This is a genomic window from Proteiniphilum acetatigenes DSM 18083 (assembly GCF_000380985.1).
In the GTDB taxonomy this organism is placed as follows: Bacteria; Bacteroidota; Bacteroidia; order Bacteroidales; family Dysgonomonadaceae; genus Proteiniphilum; species Proteiniphilum acetatigenes.
Map to the genome: position 1 here is coordinate 1 of NZ_KB905707.1, position 18,471 is coordinate 18,471.

Annotated in this window: 14 protein-coding genes and 2 pseudogenes; 12 read left to right on the top strand and 4 right to left on the bottom strand. The window is 42.5% G+C overall.

All coding sequences use genetic code 11. The features are described 5' to 3' along the window. A pseudogene (locus tag F597_RS22740) lies at positions 1 to 220 on the bottom strand (hypothetical protein); the annotation flags it as partial. A 126-nt stretch (positions 221 to 346) separates the two neighbouring features. Here F597_RS22740 and F597_RS0117085 point away from each other — a divergent pair. The 4 genes from F597_RS0117085 (at position 347) to F597_RS0117100 (ending at position 6,237) form a co-directional block, all read left to right on the top strand. Next, the gene (locus F597_RS0117085; protein WP_026327583.1) at positions 347 to 3,454 is read left to right on the top strand and encodes a SusC/RagA family TonB-linked outer membrane protein; all 3,108 of its coding nucleotides are present in this window, start codon (positions 347 to 349) and stop codon (positions 3,452 to 3,454) included. Between the two features lie 28 nt (positions 3,455 to 3,482). Next, entirely contained in the window at positions 3,483 to 5,072 is a 1,590-nt protein-coding gene (locus F597_RS0117090; RefSeq protein WP_019540974.1) for a RagB/SusD family nutrient uptake outer membrane protein, read from the top strand. Positions 5,073 to 5,561: 489 nt separating this feature from the next. Next, a complete protein-coding gene (locus F597_RS0117095) occupies positions 5,562 to 5,789 on the top strand; it encodes a UPF0175 family protein (protein WP_019540975.1) in 228 nt (75 codons plus the stop codon). Next, positions 5,770 to 6,237, top strand: a complete 468-nt coding sequence (locus F597_RS0117100; RefSeq protein ID WP_221406113.1) for a PIN domain-containing protein — start codon at positions 5,770 to 5,772, stop codon at positions 6,235 to 6,237. Before F597_RS0117095 ends, F597_RS0117100 begins: the two co-directional genes overlap by 20 nt. Positions 6,238 to 6,325: 88 nt before the next feature. On the opposite strand, the pseudogene F597_RS21120 reads toward F597_RS0117100, so the two are convergent. The 3 genes and pseudogenes from F597_RS21120 to F597_RS0117120 form a co-directional block, all read right to left on the bottom strand. Next, positions 6,326 to 6,675, bottom strand: a pseudogene (locus tag F597_RS21120) (helix-turn-helix domain-containing protein). 50 nt (positions 6,676 to 6,725) lie between these two features. Next, positions 6,726 to 7,157: a DUF2442 domain-containing protein gene (locus F597_RS0117115; RefSeq protein WP_019540978.1), complete on the bottom strand. Its 432-nt coding sequence runs from the start codon at positions 7,155 to 7,157 to the stop codon at positions 6,726 to 6,728. 9 nt (positions 7,158 to 7,166) lie between these two features. Further along, entirely contained in the window at positions 7,167 to 7,409 is a 243-nt protein-coding gene (locus F597_RS0117120; RefSeq protein WP_019540979.1) for a DUF4160 domain-containing protein, read from the bottom strand. Between the two features lie 350 nt (positions 7,410 to 7,759). Here F597_RS0117120 and F597_RS0117130 point away from each other — a divergent pair, with 350 nt between their 5' ends. The 8 genes from F597_RS0117130 to F597_RS0117165 all read left to right on the top strand — a co-directional run bounded on the left by F597_RS0117130 (position 7,760) and on the right by F597_RS0117165 (position 18,390). Further along, complete coding sequence (locus F597_RS0117130) at positions 7,760 to 9,793, top strand: M13 family metallopeptidase (protein ID WP_019540980.1); 2,034 nt, start codon at positions 7,760 to 7,762, stop codon at positions 9,791 to 9,793. Positions 9,794 to 9,886: 93 nt separating this feature from the next. Then, a complete protein-coding gene (locus tag F597_RS0117135) occupies positions 9,887 to 10,492 on the top strand; it encodes a riboflavin synthase (RefSeq protein ID WP_019540981.1) in 606 nt (201 codons plus the stop codon). A gap of 1 nt (position 10,493) precedes the next feature. After that, positions 10,494 to 11,051 carry a nitroreductase family protein gene (locus tag F597_RS0117140; protein ID WP_019540982.1) on the top strand — a complete coding sequence of 186 codons (558 nt, stop codon included), beginning with the start codon at positions 10,494 to 10,496 and terminating at the stop codon, positions 11,049 to 11,051. A gap of 183 nt (positions 11,052 to 11,234) precedes the next feature. Further along, positions 11,235 to 12,581: a BamG family beta-barrel-assembly machinery protein gene (gene bamG / locus F597_RS0117145; RefSeq protein ID WP_019540983.1), complete on the top strand. Its 1,347-nt coding sequence runs from the start codon at positions 11,235 to 11,237 to the stop codon at positions 12,579 to 12,581. Between the two features lie 146 nt (positions 12,582 to 12,727). After that, complete coding sequence (locus F597_RS0117150) at positions 12,728 to 14,092, top strand: tetratricopeptide repeat protein (RefSeq protein ID WP_019540984.1); 1,365 nt, start codon at positions 12,728 to 12,730, stop codon at positions 14,090 to 14,092. Positions 14,093 to 14,118: 26 nt separating this feature from the next. Then, positions 14,119 to 14,769, top strand: a complete 651-nt coding sequence (lptC, locus tag F597_RS0117155; RefSeq protein ID WP_026327586.1) for an LPS export ABC transporter periplasmic protein LptC — start codon at positions 14,119 to 14,121, stop codon at positions 14,767 to 14,769. A gap of 71 nt (positions 14,770 to 14,840) precedes the next feature. Beyond that, positions 14,841 to 16,130 carry a hemolysin family protein gene (locus tag F597_RS0117160; protein ID WP_019540986.1) on the top strand — a complete coding sequence of 430 codons (1,290 nt, stop codon included), beginning with the start codon at positions 14,841 to 14,843 and terminating at the stop codon, positions 16,128 to 16,130. 130 nt (positions 16,131 to 16,260) lie between these two features. Next, complete coding sequence (locus tag F597_RS0117165; protein WP_019540987.1) at positions 16,261 to 18,390, top strand: peptidylprolyl isomerase; 2,130 nt, start codon at positions 16,261 to 16,263, stop codon at positions 18,388 to 18,390. The last annotated feature ends 81 nt before the right edge of the window (positions 18,391 to 18,471 follow it).

The window sequence follows — 18,471 nt, forward strand, 5'->3', positions numbered from 1 at the left end:
CATATCTCCCTAATTGTAGGAAATTAATCCTGCCGGGAATGACCAGATACAAAATAAACGTCTCCATAAGGAATGATTTGAAACTTTTGTTTAACTTCGTGGTTAGTTCAATTAGAACATCACCGCAGATACCTCTATATTGGTTAAGTATGCTGGTTTTATCCATCTTTAATAGACTTTGATCAGCTATAAAGATACTGATAATCAGCTGCTTAACCATCTTTTTTATGTTAAACTATGTTATGTAAATCATTGAATTTTAATTAGTTAATTGAATATTTACCGAAGTATTGTAATAAAAAACAAAACTTTATTTCGAATAAATTATTAATTAAAAACGTAGAGTATGAAAAGAAAGCTAATGATGTTTTTGGCCCTGTTCTTTATTGGGATAGGGCTTGCTGTGGCTCAGACCCAGGTACGTGGTACCGTGGTGGATGAAGCAGGCGAACCGGTGATCGGGGCTACCATCCAGATCAAAGGAACTTCACAGGGAACAGTAACCGATATGGACGGGAATTTTAATCTGTCTGCTCCTGCCGGTGGAACACTTGTTGTTTCTTATGTGGGAATGCAAACACAGGAAGTGCCGGTAAGTGCGAATGTGCGTGCAGTGTTAACATCAGATACGGAATTGCTGGATGAACTGATTGTAGTTGGTTATGGAACACAAAGAAAGAGAGACGTCACCAGTTCTATATCCAATGTAAGCGGTGAGGCCCTTGCCAATTTGGCAACTCCCAGTTTTGACAGCCAACTTGCTGGACGTGCCGCGGGAGTACAGGTAATTCAGCCTTCAGGAGTTTTAGGAGCGCCCCCTAAATTTAGGGTTCGGGGTGTTAACTCGTTGTCCGGAGGAACCCAACCTCTTATTGTTGTGGATGGGGTTCCGATGACAAGCGGTGATATTTCCCAGGGATACGTTGCCGCCAATGCGTTAGGGGATATAAATCCCGACGATATCCAGAGCATAGACATTCTTAAAGATGGGGCCGCCACTGCCATTTACGGTTCGCGTGCGGCGAACGGTGTTGTACTGATCACTACTAAAAAAGGTCAAAAGGGTTCAGTTAAAGTGAATTATAGTGGTTATATTGGATTTGCGCAGGCATCCAAACTTCATGATTTATTGAATGGAGAGCAATTTACAGAGATTGCCAACGAAAAGTATGAAAATTGGGGTGATACGGGTTTAGCCGTATATGATGGAGTCAATACAAACTGGAATGACTACGTTTACCGTACAGCTACTCAGCATAACCATACGGTAAGCGCAAGCGGAGGAACAGAAAAAAGCCAATACTATTTTTCCCTTGGATATACCGGACAGGAGGGCATTATCCGTGCTAATGATCTGAACAGGCTTACTGTAAAGGGGGATGTTTCAAGTAATATTAATAAATGGTTGAATGTTGGTATAAGCTTGAATGCTGCAAAAACCAAAACAAATGGTATTGTAGAAGGGGCGAACTCATTAAGCGATGCTTCTTTTGCAGGTATTCGTATGCTGCCAAATGTCCCGGTATATAATAGTGAGGATATAACAGGATACAATATAGATGCTTCAAACAGGAAAGCCTTAGGGCGTGGGGCCAATAAAAGTACCATCGCAAATGGAATTCCCAATATTGTGTATGTTTTAGACAAGAATGTGAATCGCGCGACAAATTATAGGATAATCTCGAATGCGTTCCTGGAGCTTACTTTAATGAAAGGACTTACTCTTAAAACTTTAGGCGGTATGGACGTTTCATTGATGAACAACTATATGACATGGGATCCGTTCTCCGGTGATGGATATGGTTACGGTGGTCTTATCGATCAGATTTATACGAATTATTCGACATGGAACTGGCAAAATATTTTAAGCTATAATACATCGATTGATAACTTGCACAATATAGATATTACGGCTGTACAGGAATATACACGTAATGATTTTGATTGGGATAACAGTTCGGTAAATATAATATCCGATCCGTTTTTTATGGATCATATTATTTCAGGGACTTTCGGGGAAAAGGATGTATATGGGGGTAAAACGTTCAATGGATTAGCCTCTTACTTATTCCGGGCAAATTACAATTATGACAGTAAGTACTATATTGGTGCGTCGATCAGGCGTGACGGCCTTTCCCGTTTGCCGAAAGATACACGCTGGGGTACTTTCTGGGGCGCTTCGGGTGCCTGGCGTATATCGAGAGAAGCATTCTGGAATAGTGATATTTTCAGTGACTTGCGTGTAAGGGGTAGTTATGCCACGATTGGTAATCAGGATTTGGGTTCCAATGTATTTCCTTATTTAGGAACATACAGTGCGCAAAAATACGGATCGCAAAATGCGACAGCATGGCTCAATATGGGAAATCCCAATCTGAAATGGGAAAGTACTGAAACATATGACATAGGTATAGACGGTTCCCTTTTCGATAATAGAGTAACATTTGAGGTTGCTTATTGGAATAAAAACAGCAAGAATTTGGTTTTAAGAGTTCCGACAGCACCATCAATGGGGATTCCGAATAACTCTTTCATTAACAATGTGGGAAAAATCAATAACAATGGATTTGAGTTCACCATTGGAAGTACTGTAATACACAATAATGATTTTACATGGAAAACCGATCTGAACTTCTCAACTTTGAATAATGAAGTTGAAGAGTTGGTAGGACATAATGATATCGTAGGAGCCTACACCATTATGCGCGAAGGTGAATCCATGAATTCCATTTACGGATATGATTACGTGGGTGTAAATAAGGAGAACGGATATCCGATCTATAGAAAGGCAAACGGAAATTTAGTGCAGTTCGACTTATTAGGCGATTATAGCTGGAAGGAATATGATCAGGCAAATCCCGGGGATGTTTCCAAAGCCGCGAATTTAAGCGCTTCCGAAGACCGGAAGGTACTAGGTAGTGCTATTCCTACCTGGTTTGGGGGATGGAATAATACATTTATTTATAAAAATTTCGACGCAACTCTGTTTATTCGCTTCTCCGGCGGTAATAAAATATTTAACCGTACAAGGCAGGACGATTTGTTGAACATGTCCTTCTCAAATAACGGAACGGAGATTTTAGGGCGTTGGCAGAGCAAGGAGAATCCGGGAGACGGAGTAACTCCAATGGTAGGAATCGGAGATGATATCGCACTGAATTTTCAGGGTTCGGCCACTTCACGTTTCGTTGAGAATGGGTCTTATCTGAAATTATCCACCCTCAGTTTTGGATATACATTACCAAAAGATGTTGTGAGAAAACTGGATGTGTCTAATATCCGATTCTATATTTCAGGACAAAATCTTTTGACATTGACAAAATATAAAGGGCTGGATCCCGAATTGTTTACGGATCTTTCAACTACTACCGATTTTATGGGGGCATTCGGAGTCGATGCAGGCGGAAAAGCGCAACAGAGGGTATTTACCTTTGGCGTAAATATTGGTTTTTGATTAATTTGAATTTAATAAACGAAATAATATGATACAGAAATATATATATAAAATCATTGCCGCATTCTGCTTTACGTGTGGCCTTTTTATATTGACATCCTGTGAGAACGATACGGTAGATTTAATGCCTGTTGACAGGATTACCGATGAAACCGCTTTTGATACGCCGGAAAGGTGTGCCTTAGCCGTTACGGGAATGTATGACGCGATCCAAAGTGGTTATTATCCCGGTAACAATGCGCGTCGGGGATATCCTTTCGGCGCGGCTTCAATCATACAGTCCGATATGAGAGGAGAAGACCTTGTAAATATGGAGGCCTTCTATCAAATTACCTACGAAGCTACACACGGTACCACATCTGCCAATAATGTAGCAATGTGGGAGAACTCTTTTGCCGCTATCAACCGGATTAATGTTGTGATAGAAGGAATAAATAAAGCTAAAGAGAATGATATTATAACAGCGGATGTTGCCGACCAGTATATTGGGGAAGCTTATTTCTTGCGGGCTTTAACTTATTCAAACCTGCTGATTCATTTCTGTCTTCCATATGGAGTGGACGGTAATAATAATTACGGTTTACCATATTATGAGATAGCGATTAATACTCCCGAGAGATTGGAAGAATCCTTGTTGATTGAGAGATCTTCCCTTGCAGATACATACGCCAAGATACTTACGGATTTGGATAATGCCGAAGATCTACTTGCCCCCAAACACAATGTGGATGCTATAACAAGAGCATCGTCCGGAGCGGCAATCGCACTTAAGACAAGGATTTATCTATGGAAGAAAGATTGGGCAAATGTTATTTCAGAAGCGAAAAAAATTGTTCCGCAATCGGAGGCCCCATTCTCAAGTCCTATTGGAGATTACAAATTGGCAGATACACCTGATGTTCCGTTTACAAATTATACGAGTAACGTTGAGTCTGTGTTCTCAGTAGAAAACAGCACTGACGATAATGCGACGGTAAATGGCTCTTTAGCACAAATGATGAGTAACCGTACCGGTGGTAGAGGATTGATCGCTTTATCCCCCATATTGTATAACTCTACATTTTGGCTGGAAGACGACTTGCGTCGTAATTTAATACTAAGGAGTAATAATAAGTATTATGCGGATAAGTATCAAAGACCGCAGGAACAGGATGAATATGCCCCAATTATACGCTATGCCGAAGTATTATTGAACTATGCAGAAGCAGAACTGAGAAGCAGCGATAATACGGAAATGGCATTAAAGCTCCTGAATGCTGTGAGAAACCGGTCAGTGAAAGAGGCGGATCGATATACTTCATCAACTTTCCCAACAAAAAAAGCAATGTTAGAAGCCTTATTATGGGAAAGACGCATTGAGTTTTTCGCTGAAGGAAGAAGATGGGAAGATATTCATCGCTTAATTAACGATACAGATTTTGATTCGCAGGGTATTCCTGCAAAAGTTGATCCTAAGAAATTAACGGCGTATGATGTATATGAAATAGGAAAGAGTACAACTTCGCTAATTTATAAAGATCCGATACCATACACGGATAGAAGATTCCTGTGGCCTATCTCCCAAGACGATATTATCCGGAATCCGACGTTGGCAAAACAACAAAATGCCGGATGGTAAGCAAATCTGTTATAAGAGAATACTGAGTAAGTAAAACAATAAAACCTTTCAGTTCAATTTATCATAAACTCTACATTAAATTAAACACTAATGAAAGGACCGGACAGGGCCAGGAGCGATTCCCCGCCCTGTCTTTTTTATCCGGCAGTTCGGAGGTGATAATCCTGACCTGCCGGGGCTTTTCTAAAGAAGAACCCGCAGAAGATATTTTGAGAGGACGTTTTTTATCTATCTGTGTTGGTATTTTAAAGAAAATCAGAGGATCCAGCTTTGCCGGTCACGCCGTAGAATGAATTATTTATTTTGTATAATTTGAAAAAGATAGTATATTCGTGGAAAATTCCTGCGAACTTACATTCAACAACTTAATAATGTGATTTTTTTTGCTCTATCTCTGAAGTATCTAATTTTTAACAACAGTTTATGACATTCTTCCTGTTTTTTATGGGAATAATCTTATATTTGTAGTGTTTTAAAAAAGATATCAATATGAGAACAATAAGTATAGATGTCCCTGAAATGTCTGAACTTGATTCTGCTCAACTGTATATGATACTTGCGAGTAGCCTGTATGAGAAAGGAAAGTTGTCACTGGGGCAGGCGGCTAAGGTTGCAAAACTGTCAAAACGGGCCTTTGCAGAACTTTTAGGTAGCTATAACGTATCGGTATTTAATTACCCTGCATCAGACCTGTTAAATGAAGTGGATCATGTTTGAGACGGTTATTTCAGATACAAGTTGTCTTATTGTGTTGTCTAAGATAGGGCAGTTGGATTTGCTGAATAAAATTTTTGGGCATATTGTAACTACATCTGAAATCGCAGAAGAGTTTGGAGAAAATTTGCCTGATTGGATTGGGGTCGTTGATCCGGAAGATAGTCATAAGAAACGGCTACTCGAAATACATATAGATAAAGGTGAAGCCAGTGCGGTTGCTTTGGCTTTAGAGTCTGAAAATCCGTTGTTAATTGTAGATGACTTTAAGGCAAGAAAAATGGCTCGTATGCTTAATATAGGCTATACAGGCACAATAGGGATTATTATTTTGGCGAAAAACAAAGGTATTATCGACAGTATAAAACCTGTTTTGGAAAAAATAAAAGAGACAAATTTTCGGATTTCGCCCGAATTAGAACTTCAAGCACTTTTGTTAGCGAAAGAATGAAAAAGCAGAATAATCAATTCGGATGTACTGTAATGGTAATGGTAAATAACGATTTCAAACCGATGACTATTGAGTAATTGTGATTATTTTATGCGCCAAGTACAATGCCCGGATCAATATTGAGTTGTTTGCTTATGGCCCGGGCCACTTTCAGCGTGGGTTCAGTTTTTCCTGTGAGGTAATCGCTTATGCGCGATTGGCTCAATCCAAGCATTTCGGTGAGCTTTTCCTGCGTGAGGTTCATTTCGTACATTCGCAGTTTGATGACATCGGCAAAGAGGGTGTTCCGACAGGATAATGTTCTAATTCGTATTCCTCAGCCAAATCAGACAGCATTTCCAATTCGACTATTTCTTTGCTGTCAACCGGTGTATTGTCATCTGTAATAAGCAGTAAATCCTTTATTCGTTGCCTTACAACTTCATATTGTCTTACCATAAAGAAAAAGTCAGCTTAAAGATAACAAAACAAATAGGAGTGTCTGCCGGTCACACCGCTATCAGTTTGTATCCTAACTGATGTAGCGCATCTTTTATCTGTTGAAATCGCTCCGGGGACGGAGTCTTTACTCCGCATGCATAATGCCTCATAAGCGTGGGACTGATACCGGCTAAAACGGCCAGTTCGCTGATATTTATCGCGGGAAATCGGGCAAGCAGCATTTGTACTTCCGTGCGGTTGTTGTGTATCTTGTCTTTGTCGAAAGTGAAAAAACCGGAATAACTCAAATCTTCGTCCAGTTTTTTCCAATGCAACCCCCATATCCGCATTTCATAATCGTTTCTTTCTGCTTCTGTTGCATTCTGCAAGCGGGGAAACCATCTCAATGGCATCCCTTTTTCATTGCCGTTTTTGGTGCGAAGGTAGATATGATCTCCTGCAAACCAAACTTTATCCACATCATTAATTGTCAATTCCATAATCCCAAGTCATTTGTTGAAATATTTCACCCATTCGTCGATAATTTCATCTTGATATGCCTCCGCCAGGATTTGGGCTGTTTTCAGTTCAGATACCTTCATATTTACTGATCTTTTCAACTCTACTTTCCCATCATTCGTAAACTCAAATCTTGCTTCCCCATCTCCTTTTCTCACATGAATATGAATAGGTAAATGCTCATCAGAGAAGAAATAGAAAGTAAACCCCTGTTTCCTTAAAACCTCCGGCATATTGCTTGTCTGTTTATTTGTCAGTGCAAATATAGGTATCTAAAATGATACCTGCAAAATTTGATATTATTTTCTTCCATTTTTTTTGCTTATAAGGGGATTGTGTGCGTTTTTCTCAAAAGGGCCGGGAGTAATCATTCCCCGCCCTGTCTTTTTTATCCTATCCGGTAGCGGAGAGTTGATAGGCCTGATCCGTCGGGCTTGTCGCAAGAAGATCTGATAGAAGAGATAGTTCAACCTTGCGAATGTACACCGAACAAAATATTTTTGTACTTTTGTATGTGCTTAAGATTTAAGATATAATTTCAAATGTCTTGTGTCTTGGCGCTTGTCTCTAAATATTCAAATATATGAAACGGATTGTATATCCTATTATCGTTTTAGCTGTTATGATCACCACAAGCTGCACACAGCAGAAAACAGGACAGCCGCAGGAACGGCTCGACCTCTCTAATCTCGACACCACGGCCGCGCCCGGGGTGAGTTTTTACCAATACGCCACCGGAGGATGGCAGAAAGCCAACCCTATCCCCGATGAGTATGCGCGATACGGTTCTTTCGACCAACTACGGGAAGAGAATCAGGTGCAGATCCAGTCGCTGATTGAGGAACTCGGAAAGCAGAAAAACCCTGTAGGCTCCAATGCGCAGAAGGTGGGAGACCTCTATAAGATGGGTATCGACAGCGTGAAATTGAATGCCGACGGTGCCGGACCTGTCCGCCGGCAACTGGAGGAGATAGCAGCGGTATCAGGCAAAAAAGATATTATCAGATTGATGGCCAGGATAAGCCGTTATGCGGCTAATCCTTTCTTTGGATTTTATGTAGGACCAGACGACATGAATAGCTCCATGAATATCGCTCACCTTTACCAATCCGGCATAAGCATGAGCGACAGGGACTACTATCTGTTACAGGATGAGCATACCAAAATGGTGCGTGGAGAGTATGAAAAGCTGATAAAAACACAGTTCCGGAACGCAGGTTATAACGAAGTAGATGCAGAAAAAGCAGCCGTGAACGTGTTGAATATAGAGACCAGGCTGGCGGAAGCGCACTTCACCAGGGAGATGCGGCGTCAACCGGAACTTAACTATCATAAGCTGGCAGTGGCTGACCTGAACAGGGCTGTTGCCCCGTTCGAATGGACATACTATTTGGAAGAGATGGGCGCTGCCGGTATCGACAGCCTGAATGTTTCACAGATAGAGCCGATAAAAACCGCTATCGACATTGTCGACAAAGAACCGGTAGAAGCGCTGCGCGACTATCTGAGCTGGAAAGTAATCAATTCTGCCGCCGGCTATCTCAGCGATAATTTTGTCAATGCCAATTTCGAATTCTACGGTAAAACGCTGAGTGGCAGTAAAGAACTGCGTCCGCGCTGGAGGAGAAGTATTGATGCTGTGAACGGAGCGATGGGCGAAGCAGTCGGACAGCTCTATGTGCAGAAATATTTTCCGCCGGAAGCCAAGGAGCGGATGCTCGGATTGGTGGATAACCTGAAGACAGCTTTGGGTGAACGGATCGCTGGTCTGGAATGGATGAGCGATGCCACGAAAGAGAAAGCGCTGGAAAAACTGAGTACCTTTATTGTGAAGATAGGATATCCTGATAAGTGGAAAGACTATTCTTCACTCGAGATAAAGGGTGATTCTTACTGGCAGGACATGGTGCATGCTTCTGAGTTTGCCTATGCCGAGATGATTGATGAACTGGGCAAGCCGGTCGATAAAGCGAAATGGTATATGTCGCCCCAGACGGTCAATGCCTATTACAATCCATCATCCAACGAAATTTGTTTCCCTGCCGGGATACTTCAACCTCCGTTCTTCTATATGGATGGCGACGATGCGATCAATTATGGCGGTATCGGTGTGGTAATCGGCCATGAGATGACGCACGGTTTTGACGATCAGGGGCGTAAATTCGATAAAGATGGAAATCTGGCTGAATGGTGGACTGCTGAAGATGCACAACGGTTTGAAGAGAGAGCCAACGTACTGGTCGAGTATTTCAATAATATTGTGGTGCTCGATACCGTGCATGCCAACGGACGTTTTACTCTTGGAGAAAATATTGCCGATCATGGAGGTTTGCAGGTTTCCTATCATGCCTTTCTGAAAACAGAGCAAGCAAAGGCAGGCGAACTTCTTGACGGATTCACTCCGGCGCAGCGTTTCTTCCTGAGTTATGCTGCTCTTTGGGCCGGCAACGTGCGTGATGCTGAAATTCTCCGACTCACGAAGGTGGATCCGCATTCACTTGGCAGATGGCGTGTAGATGGAGCGTTGCCCCATATCGCTGCATGGTATGAAGCATTTAATATCCATCCATCCGATCCGATGTATCTGCCCGAAGAGAAACGGGCTTCTATCTGGTAATTATCAATTAGTAATTAGTAATTACAAATTACTAATTACTAATGGGCGACAAATCGTGAAATCAGTAAATCAACAAATCATCACATCAATAATATGTTTTCAGGAATTGTAGAAGAAGCGGCAACGGTAGTAGCACTTAAAAAGGATAAAGGGAACCTGCATATTACTCTGAGGTGTTCCTTTACAGGAGAACTAAAGATCGATCAAAGCGTGTCGCACAACGGTGTATGTCTTACTGTGGTCTCTATCGAAGGAGATACCTATACTGTAACAGCGATCCAGGAAACTCTCGACCGATCGAATCTCGGTCTGTTGGAGGTCGGTAGTAAGGTTAACCTGGAACGCAGTATGCCGATAAACGGGCGACTCGACGGCCATATCGTACAGGGACATGTGGATCAGACTGCAGTTTGTACGGATGTGACTGAGGCTGATGGCAGTTGGTACTATACTTTCGAGTATACGTTCGACCGTGAGATGGCCAAAAAAGGATATTTGACAGTAGATAAAGGCTCCGTTACGGTAAATGGTGTCAGCCTTACAGTGGTGGAGCCTACGGACAACAGCTTTAAGGTAGCCATTATCCCTTATACTTATGAGTTTACTAATTTCCATCAGATAAAGAAAGGAACGGTGGTGAATCTTGAGTTTGATATTATTGGTAAATATATCAGCCGGATAGCTGCATTAAACGCATGATATGGATTTTTTAGAATTTGTTTCTACCCGCCAGAGTGATCGCGCTTTTGATCCTGCACGCCCGGTGGAGAAAGAAAAAATTGAACGTATCGTAGAGGCGGCACGATTGGCTCCTTCTGCCTGTAACGCACAGCCATGGCACATGATTGTAGTGGATGATCCGGAACTGAAGAGCAGAGTCGCAGATGCCACCTCTGCCCGCGCCCTGGGTATGAACCATTTTACCAAACAGGCACCGGTACATATTGTCCTGGTGGAAGAGAAGGTGAATCTTACTTCCGGCGTTGGCGGATGGGTAAAGCAGAAAGATTATGCCCAGATGGATCTCGGAGTAATTGCTGCACACATTGCGTTGGCAGCTCATGCCGAAGGATTGGGTTCCTGTATTCTTGGCTGGTTCAACGAACCTAAGATGCGGGATATCTTGTCAATCCCCGGCTCAAAGAGGGTGTGGCTCGACATTGCCATAGGGTACAGTGTGCAGCCGTTAAGACCGAAAAAACGAAAACTATTGGAGGAAGTAGTCTCCTACAACGGTTATAGGAATAGTATAAAATAATTGTATGAATATAGCTTGCCGCTGCTGAATATACTTAAATCGTTTATAAACATTAAACTTTAATCTTTTTAACACGATGTTTGTTCCGATTTTTGGTGACATCGCAAAAATATGTCATCTTTGTACACGCTAAAAAAAAATATGAAACAAGGCGGCTAAGAGCTGGTTATATATCTGAAACAGATGAATATTAGGAAAAAACGTTTCTCTTTATTGATCGCTTTTCTCTCGATTACCACAGTTATTCTCGCACAACAAGTAGGGTCTAATTCACCCTATAGCAGGTATGGATACGGACTTTTAATGAATCCGGTACCAGGTGCGTCGGAGGCTATGGGAGGAATCAGCTACGGACTGCGAAGAAGTCAACAGGTGAATTGGGCCAACCCGGCATCCTATTCGAAACTCGACTCACTCACCTTTATCTTTGATTTGGGTATTTCCGGGCATCTTGCCCGCATGAACGACGGAGTGAATGAGCCGAGGGATTTTTATAACGGCAATCTTGATTATGTGGCCATGCAGTTCCCAATCTTCCGCAAAGTGGGGGCGAGTATTGGCCTTCTCCCCTATTCCAAAATGGGATATAATTTCGGAGATCGCCGCTCAGTGTCGAATACCTGGTATGATGAGCATTACAGGGGTACCGGGGGCTTAAGCCAGATATATGGGGGGATTGCCTGGGAGCCCATTAAAAATATTTCCATAGGAGCCAATCTTTCTTATCTGTTCGGTAATTTTTCGCGTAGTAGTGTGGTTATTCCGAGCTCCGGGTTAGTGGGAGAGACCAAATATGGTTATTCTTTCCGTGAATTGAAATATGATCTCGGAGTACAATTTACTTATCCCATCGATAAGACCCGTTCGGTAACCATTGGCGCAGTTTATTCACCTCAGTTGAATGCCCGGGCCGATGTGAATCCTACCGAGATGTTATATACCAGTGACCCGTATAACACCCCGGGACTGACACCTTCCCAGATATTGAAGACTGATACGTTGAGGAATGCTTCTTTCCAGCTGCCCCATACGTTTGGTGCAGGTATTACATACAGTACCGGCCGGTTTTTGGTCGGCCTGGATGGAACCTACCAACTGTGGAAAAATCTGGATTATCCCGACCTGCTGGATAATCTTTCATCGGAAAACCGATTTAATAACGCTTTTCGCATTAATGCCGGTATGGAATATATCATCGATCCGATGAGTCAGAACTTTTTTCACCGGATACGTTTCAGGGGAGGGCTTTCTTATTCCAACTCCTATAGCAATTTCAGTGTGAATGACCCGACTGATCCTGTGAACGGTATCGGAAAGTATATTGGCACCTTCAATGAATACGGAATTAATGTGGGATTAGGACTGCCATTAAGAGATTATATGTCGGGGCATGTCTCGATGCTTAATATCGGATTTGGCTATACAAGACAGCAACCTAATACTGACTATATGATCAGCCAGGATATGTTTAAGATATCTGTAAATATGAATATAAATGAGCTCTGGTTCTTTAAACGGCAGTTTAACTAATGCTTTGTATAGGAAAAAGTAGAGTCAAAAAAGAAATCAAATTCGGGCAGTTGTTTAAACTTTTCCTTTAACACTCTGTCCAATCCACAAAATAGATTTTTGTCAAGCAAATGAGTTGAAAAAACAATTTATAAACATCAAGGAATATGAGAAAGTTATTATTATCGGGTTTGGTAGCTATTGTGGTAGTAGCTGCCGCCTCAGCGCAAAAACCGGGATATGATCCTGTGAAAGCGCCTTACGGCCATGGAGAGGATAGTGTGAACTGCCGGCTGAATTTAAGTCTTATGCAAACATCTGCCAAGGCGGAAGATTATAAAGGTGCATTGCAACCGTGGGTTTATACCTATGAGAATTGCCCCGCCTCAAGCAAGAATATCTATATCTATGGCCCCCGTATTTTCAAAGCGCTTCATGCTGCCGAAACAGATGCAGCCAAGAAAAAAGAGCATCTCGACAAAGTGATGGAGATATATGATACACGTCTCAAATACTACGGTCAGGATGATGCCAAAGGAACAATCCTTGCTTATAAAGCTTACGATTATATGGAGCTGATGGGTGAGCAGGCTGACCAGTCGGTTATTTATGACATGTTGAATGAGGCTATCGAAGATCTGAAAGACCACATGAACCCGCTCGATGCCTATTCTTATTTTATGGTTGCCTCTTTGAATGAATATCTGAGTGATAATTCCAAAAAAGACCGGTATATCTCTGACTATTTTAGAGTGGCAGGTTATGTGGACCAGGCTATTGCCAATGCCCGCACCGCGAATGACGAAGCCAGCGCTGACTATCTGGGACAGGTGAAAGAGGGGATTGTAAAGGGATTTGTCAATAGTGGTGCCGGTGATTGCAAGACGCTCACTGATTACTATGCCGATCAGGTGGAACCTAATAAGGGTGATAAGGCATTCCTGAATGAAGTACTGGATGCATTGGCTTCAGTAGGTTGTTCTGATACCGATCTCTACTTTACCGCTGCAGAGTACCTCTACCATCTTGAACCATCAGCGGGAGCTGCTCTCGGATTGGCTAACAAGAGCCTGAGAGATAAGGACTACGAAACAGCTGTGAAGTATTATGGCGATGCTGCCAAGATGGAAACCGACAAGAATAAAGCATCCGATTATATGATGCAACTTGCAGGTATTTTCTCTAACCAGCGCAATTTTGCAAGGGCAAGACAAGCCGCTTACGATGCGTTGGAGTATAACCCGAACAACGGAGAAGCATATATCCTGATTGCCCAGCTCTATGCCAGCTCGGCAGCCAATATCTTCCCTGAACCGGAAAAAGCGGGATTGGTATACCTCGCGGCAGTAGATAAACTGCAAAAAGCAAGATCGGTAGACCCCAGTGTGGCAAGTAAGGCGAATAATCTTATCAATCGTTATTCTGCTGCCTTTATGGATACCGAAACAGCTTTTATGATGGGGATTAAAGCCGGTGAGACGGTAACTATTCCCGGTTGGATCGGAGAAACGACCACTGTTCGTTTGAGATAATCCGTACAGTCTGATTAATTGAACAAATGTTGCGAAGACATCGTTACATAAAATATTTATGGCGCATAACAATCACTGTTTCAGTGGTTGTTATGTCGCTTTTTTCATGTAAGGATAAGAACGATAATCTGATAGCATTTGCCTATGACCCGGACACGGTGCCGACTATGATCACCACTTCCGTTTCACAACTTATTTCAGATTCCGGTATTACCCGTTATAGAATAGTTGCGGATGTGTGGATGGTTTTCGATCAGGCGAAAGAGCCTTATTGGTATTTTCCCGAAGGATTATATTTTGAACAGTTCACGCCCGATTTTGAGATTGAGGCTACTGTTGAGGCCGATACGGCGTGGTATTACAATACGAAAGACCTGTGGAGATTAAAAAAGAATGTCCATGTGGAAAACAGGAAAGGGGAGCAGTTCGATAGCGATGAGCTCTTCTGGGATGGAAAAAACGGGAAAGTCTTTTCCGAGGCATATATCGAGATCAAGAGCGGTCTTACAGAACTCAAAGGTTATGGGTTTGAATCGAACCAGACGATGACCGATTACCGTATTTTTCGGCCGCATGACGGGAAACTTCCTTTCTCTGAGACTACGCCTGCCGATTCTATTCAATCGGACTCCGGAGAAGTAAGTGAAGCGGAAAACCTGATGCCTGAAACTGAATGATAATTAATAATTGACAATTGACAATTGATAATTGGTAATTTATAACTCATAACTCATAACTCATAACTAAAATGTATAACCATGTAGAAATAGGGTGGTGGATTACATTCCTGCTTCTCTCTATTCTTTTTTCGGGAATAGAGTTGGCCTATATTTCTTCAGGTAAGTTGGAATATGTTGTCAGCAGTGGTTCGTCGCGGGCTTACAGGTATATACTGGACACTATCTACAGCCGCTTCCGCCGGTTTCAGGTTACAATGATGGTGGGAAGGATTATTCTACTCCTCTTTTTTGTTTATTTTACTACCCTGGTCATATACCAATATTCGAATGAAACACTACATAACGATTTTATAAAAATATTACTGATCATTGCGGTTGCCACACTTTTGCTTTTGCTGACGAATGAATTTCTGCCGCGCATCCTGTTTGGTAAAAAGCCTGATCTTTGGGTGAAACTGTTTCTCGTCCCTGCTTTTTTGTTCTATATATTGCTTTATCCGCTTGCGGGACTGTTTGAGGGTTTGTCAAAGGTAATATTCAGATTATCAGGCGTTAATTTCTCCGGGGCAGAACAGGATGATCTGTTTTACAGAGTTAATTTCGATACCGTTATAGAAAAGAATACCGGTGATATGTCGAAAGAAGTAGAGGTCGATTCAGAGGTTAAGATATTTCGTAATGCCCTTGATTTTTCCTCCAAAAAAGTGAGGGATTGCATGGTGCCTCGTGCCGATATTGTGGCGGTAAGCCTTGATACCGATCTCAATAAATTGAAAGAGTTGTTCATCGAATCCGGCATCTCCAGGATTTTAGTCTTTAAAGAAAATCTCGATAATATAGTCGGATATATCCATATGTGGGAGATTTTCAATAATCCGCAGGACTGGACAAATAATCTCGCTTCCATCTCTTTTGTGCCGGAAAGTATGCAGGCCAACCAGTTGATGAGCGACCTGATGCAGCATCGTAAAAGTATCGCCGTGGTAGTGGACGAGTTTGGTAGTACATCCGGGATTGTTACTATGGAAGATCTTGTAGAAGAGATATTCGGGGACATCGAAGATGAATATGATGTGGAATCAAAATTTGTGAAACGGGAGGGAGAAAACGAATTGGTGATGTCGGGACGTGTGGAAATAGATCATCTGAACGAAGTGTACCATCTGGATATTCCGGAGTCGGACGAGTATTCTACTATTGCCGGTTACCTGTTGTTTCACACTCAACGTTTCCCGAAGACCTATGAAACTGTTATTATTGGAAAATATACCTTTAAAATACTAAAAGTAACGGCGCGGAAAATAGAAGTCGTACGGCTTATTACCAAAAGCAAAACAGCAGAGGAGATGTTGTCCTGATTATATGGACACGTTAATCTGCACTTTTCCTTAAAAAAATAACGCTGTCTGCGTTATTTTTGCTAACTTCGTGCCCTTATTTGAATTATAACAATTTATCACGTTCTAAGTACAATAAAAAGATAGTTAGATGGCTACTTTACAGAAGATTAGAGATAAAGGTACGCTTCTCGTCATTGTAATCGGCGCGGCGTTGATTGCCTTTGTGTTGGGAGATTTACTCACTTCCGGAACAACATTATTTGGAAGAGCGCAGGACAAGGCGTTCGTAGTGAATCGTGAGGTGATATCAACCCAGCAATATGCCGATAAAATTACGCAGTTCGAAGAATTCCAGAAGATGGTAAGCGGACAGTCGTCCCTCGATGAAAATGTGTCGTCGCAGATACGCGAAGCCGTGTATCAGCAAATGGTGCGGGATCGTTTGCTCGGTCACCAGACAGCAAAACTGGGACTCACTGTAACCAAAGAGGAACTGAATGATCTGGTGCACGGACAATCTATTTCGCCTGTGTTACAGCAACTTCCGTTTTTTCTCGATCCGCAGACGGGTATGTTTGACCGGAATGCCCTGATAGAATTTATTAATACGGTTAACATCCCAAGTCCCAATCCCCAGGAACAGGCTTTGGTGAATCAATACAAGAGTTTGTGGTTGTTCATCGAAGAAATGGTCAGGACACAACGGCTGGAAGAAAAATATATCTCCCTTCTGTCTAATGCTGTCATTGTGAATGATATGGAAGCGAAGACCGCATTCGAACTTTCACAGCGGAATGCCGACATTGAGTATGCGATGAAGAGTTATTTTACTATTCCTGATTCTACTGTAAATGTAACTGATGACGAAGTAAAAGCGTTTTATAACAAGCATAAGGGATCTTTCAGGATGGAAGCTCCTCTCGTAAGGCTCTCTTATTTTACCAAAGGCATCACTCCCAGTGAAGAAGATTATGCCGAAGTAGAAGCAGAATCGCGCAAAGCCTTTGATGAACTGAGCGGTGCTGCTAATCCTGCGGCTATTGTGGCCGATTATTCGCAAACGCCCTATCGTGATGTATTTGTAAGCGAGCATATGCTGACTCCCACGCAGGTGGAGTTTGTCCGCTCTGCTGCAGTCAATGAAATGTACGGTCCTGTGCGTGAAGGTGATTCATTTCATATTTACAAGCTGATCGATAAGACTATAGCTCCCGACTCTGTGTATCTGAGGATGATGGCCGTTCCGAATGCTTCTATGGTTGGACAGGATTCTATCATCACCCACTTTGTGGATAGTATTTACGGGGCTATTGCCGGAGGTACTCCTTTTGCAGAGGTTGCCAACAGCCTCAACCCCAATTCCAACGGCGGAGATATGGGATGGGCACGAGAGATCGATCTTGCAGGCTTCAGCACAGATCTGGTAAAAACTGCTTTTAATGCACCTATAGGACAACCTGTTAAATTGTCTATCCCCGGACAGCAACTCATCCTTCAGGTAGAACAACGCACCCGTCCGGTCAATAAATATAAACTGGCAGTTATCGATATGCCGGTATTGCCAAGTGAAAAGACCTCGAACAATATCGATAACGAACTGAATCAATTCGTCTCCACGCCCGGTGTAGAGCAGAAGTTCAATGAATTGGCCTCTGAAAAAGGATATATGGTGATGCCTGGTATTACTGTTTCTGCAAATGATTTTACATTGGCGCAGATACCCGGTTCCCGCCAGGTAATCAGCTGGGCTGCCAATGAGAAGAAAACAGGAGCCGTGAAGAAGTTCGATCTCACCAACCTGCGTATTATAGCAAGGGTGGAGAGGGTGATACCGTCAGGTACGACACCGCTGTCGGAAGTCTCTTCAGGTATCCGTGCCCAATTAGTGAACGAGAAGAAGGCTGAAAAGATCATTAACGATCTGAAGGCGCAAAACCTGTCCTCTCTCGATGCCTATGCCTCAGCCATGAACACCAATAGCGATACCGTTCGTTTTGTAAATTTCAATACGCAGAATATTACCGGATTAGGATTTGAACCGGCATTGAACGCTGTGTCTGCATTTGCACCACTCAATAAGGTTGTAGGCCCGTTGAAGGGGAATATGGGTGTGTATGTGGCTGCAGTTGCCAACCGCTCGGAAGGTACGGAAGACTACGATGCGGAAGAGCAGAAGAATCGGATACTCAATAACAATGCTTATCGCTTGCAGATGCAATCGGTAGAGGTGTTGAAAGATAAACTGGGAGTAGAGGACAATCGTTTCAGGTTCTTTTGATTACATCCCGGACGAAATGAAAAGAAGAGGTGGCTTCGGATTATTCGAGGCCACCTCTTTTACTATTCGTATTAAGTGAGT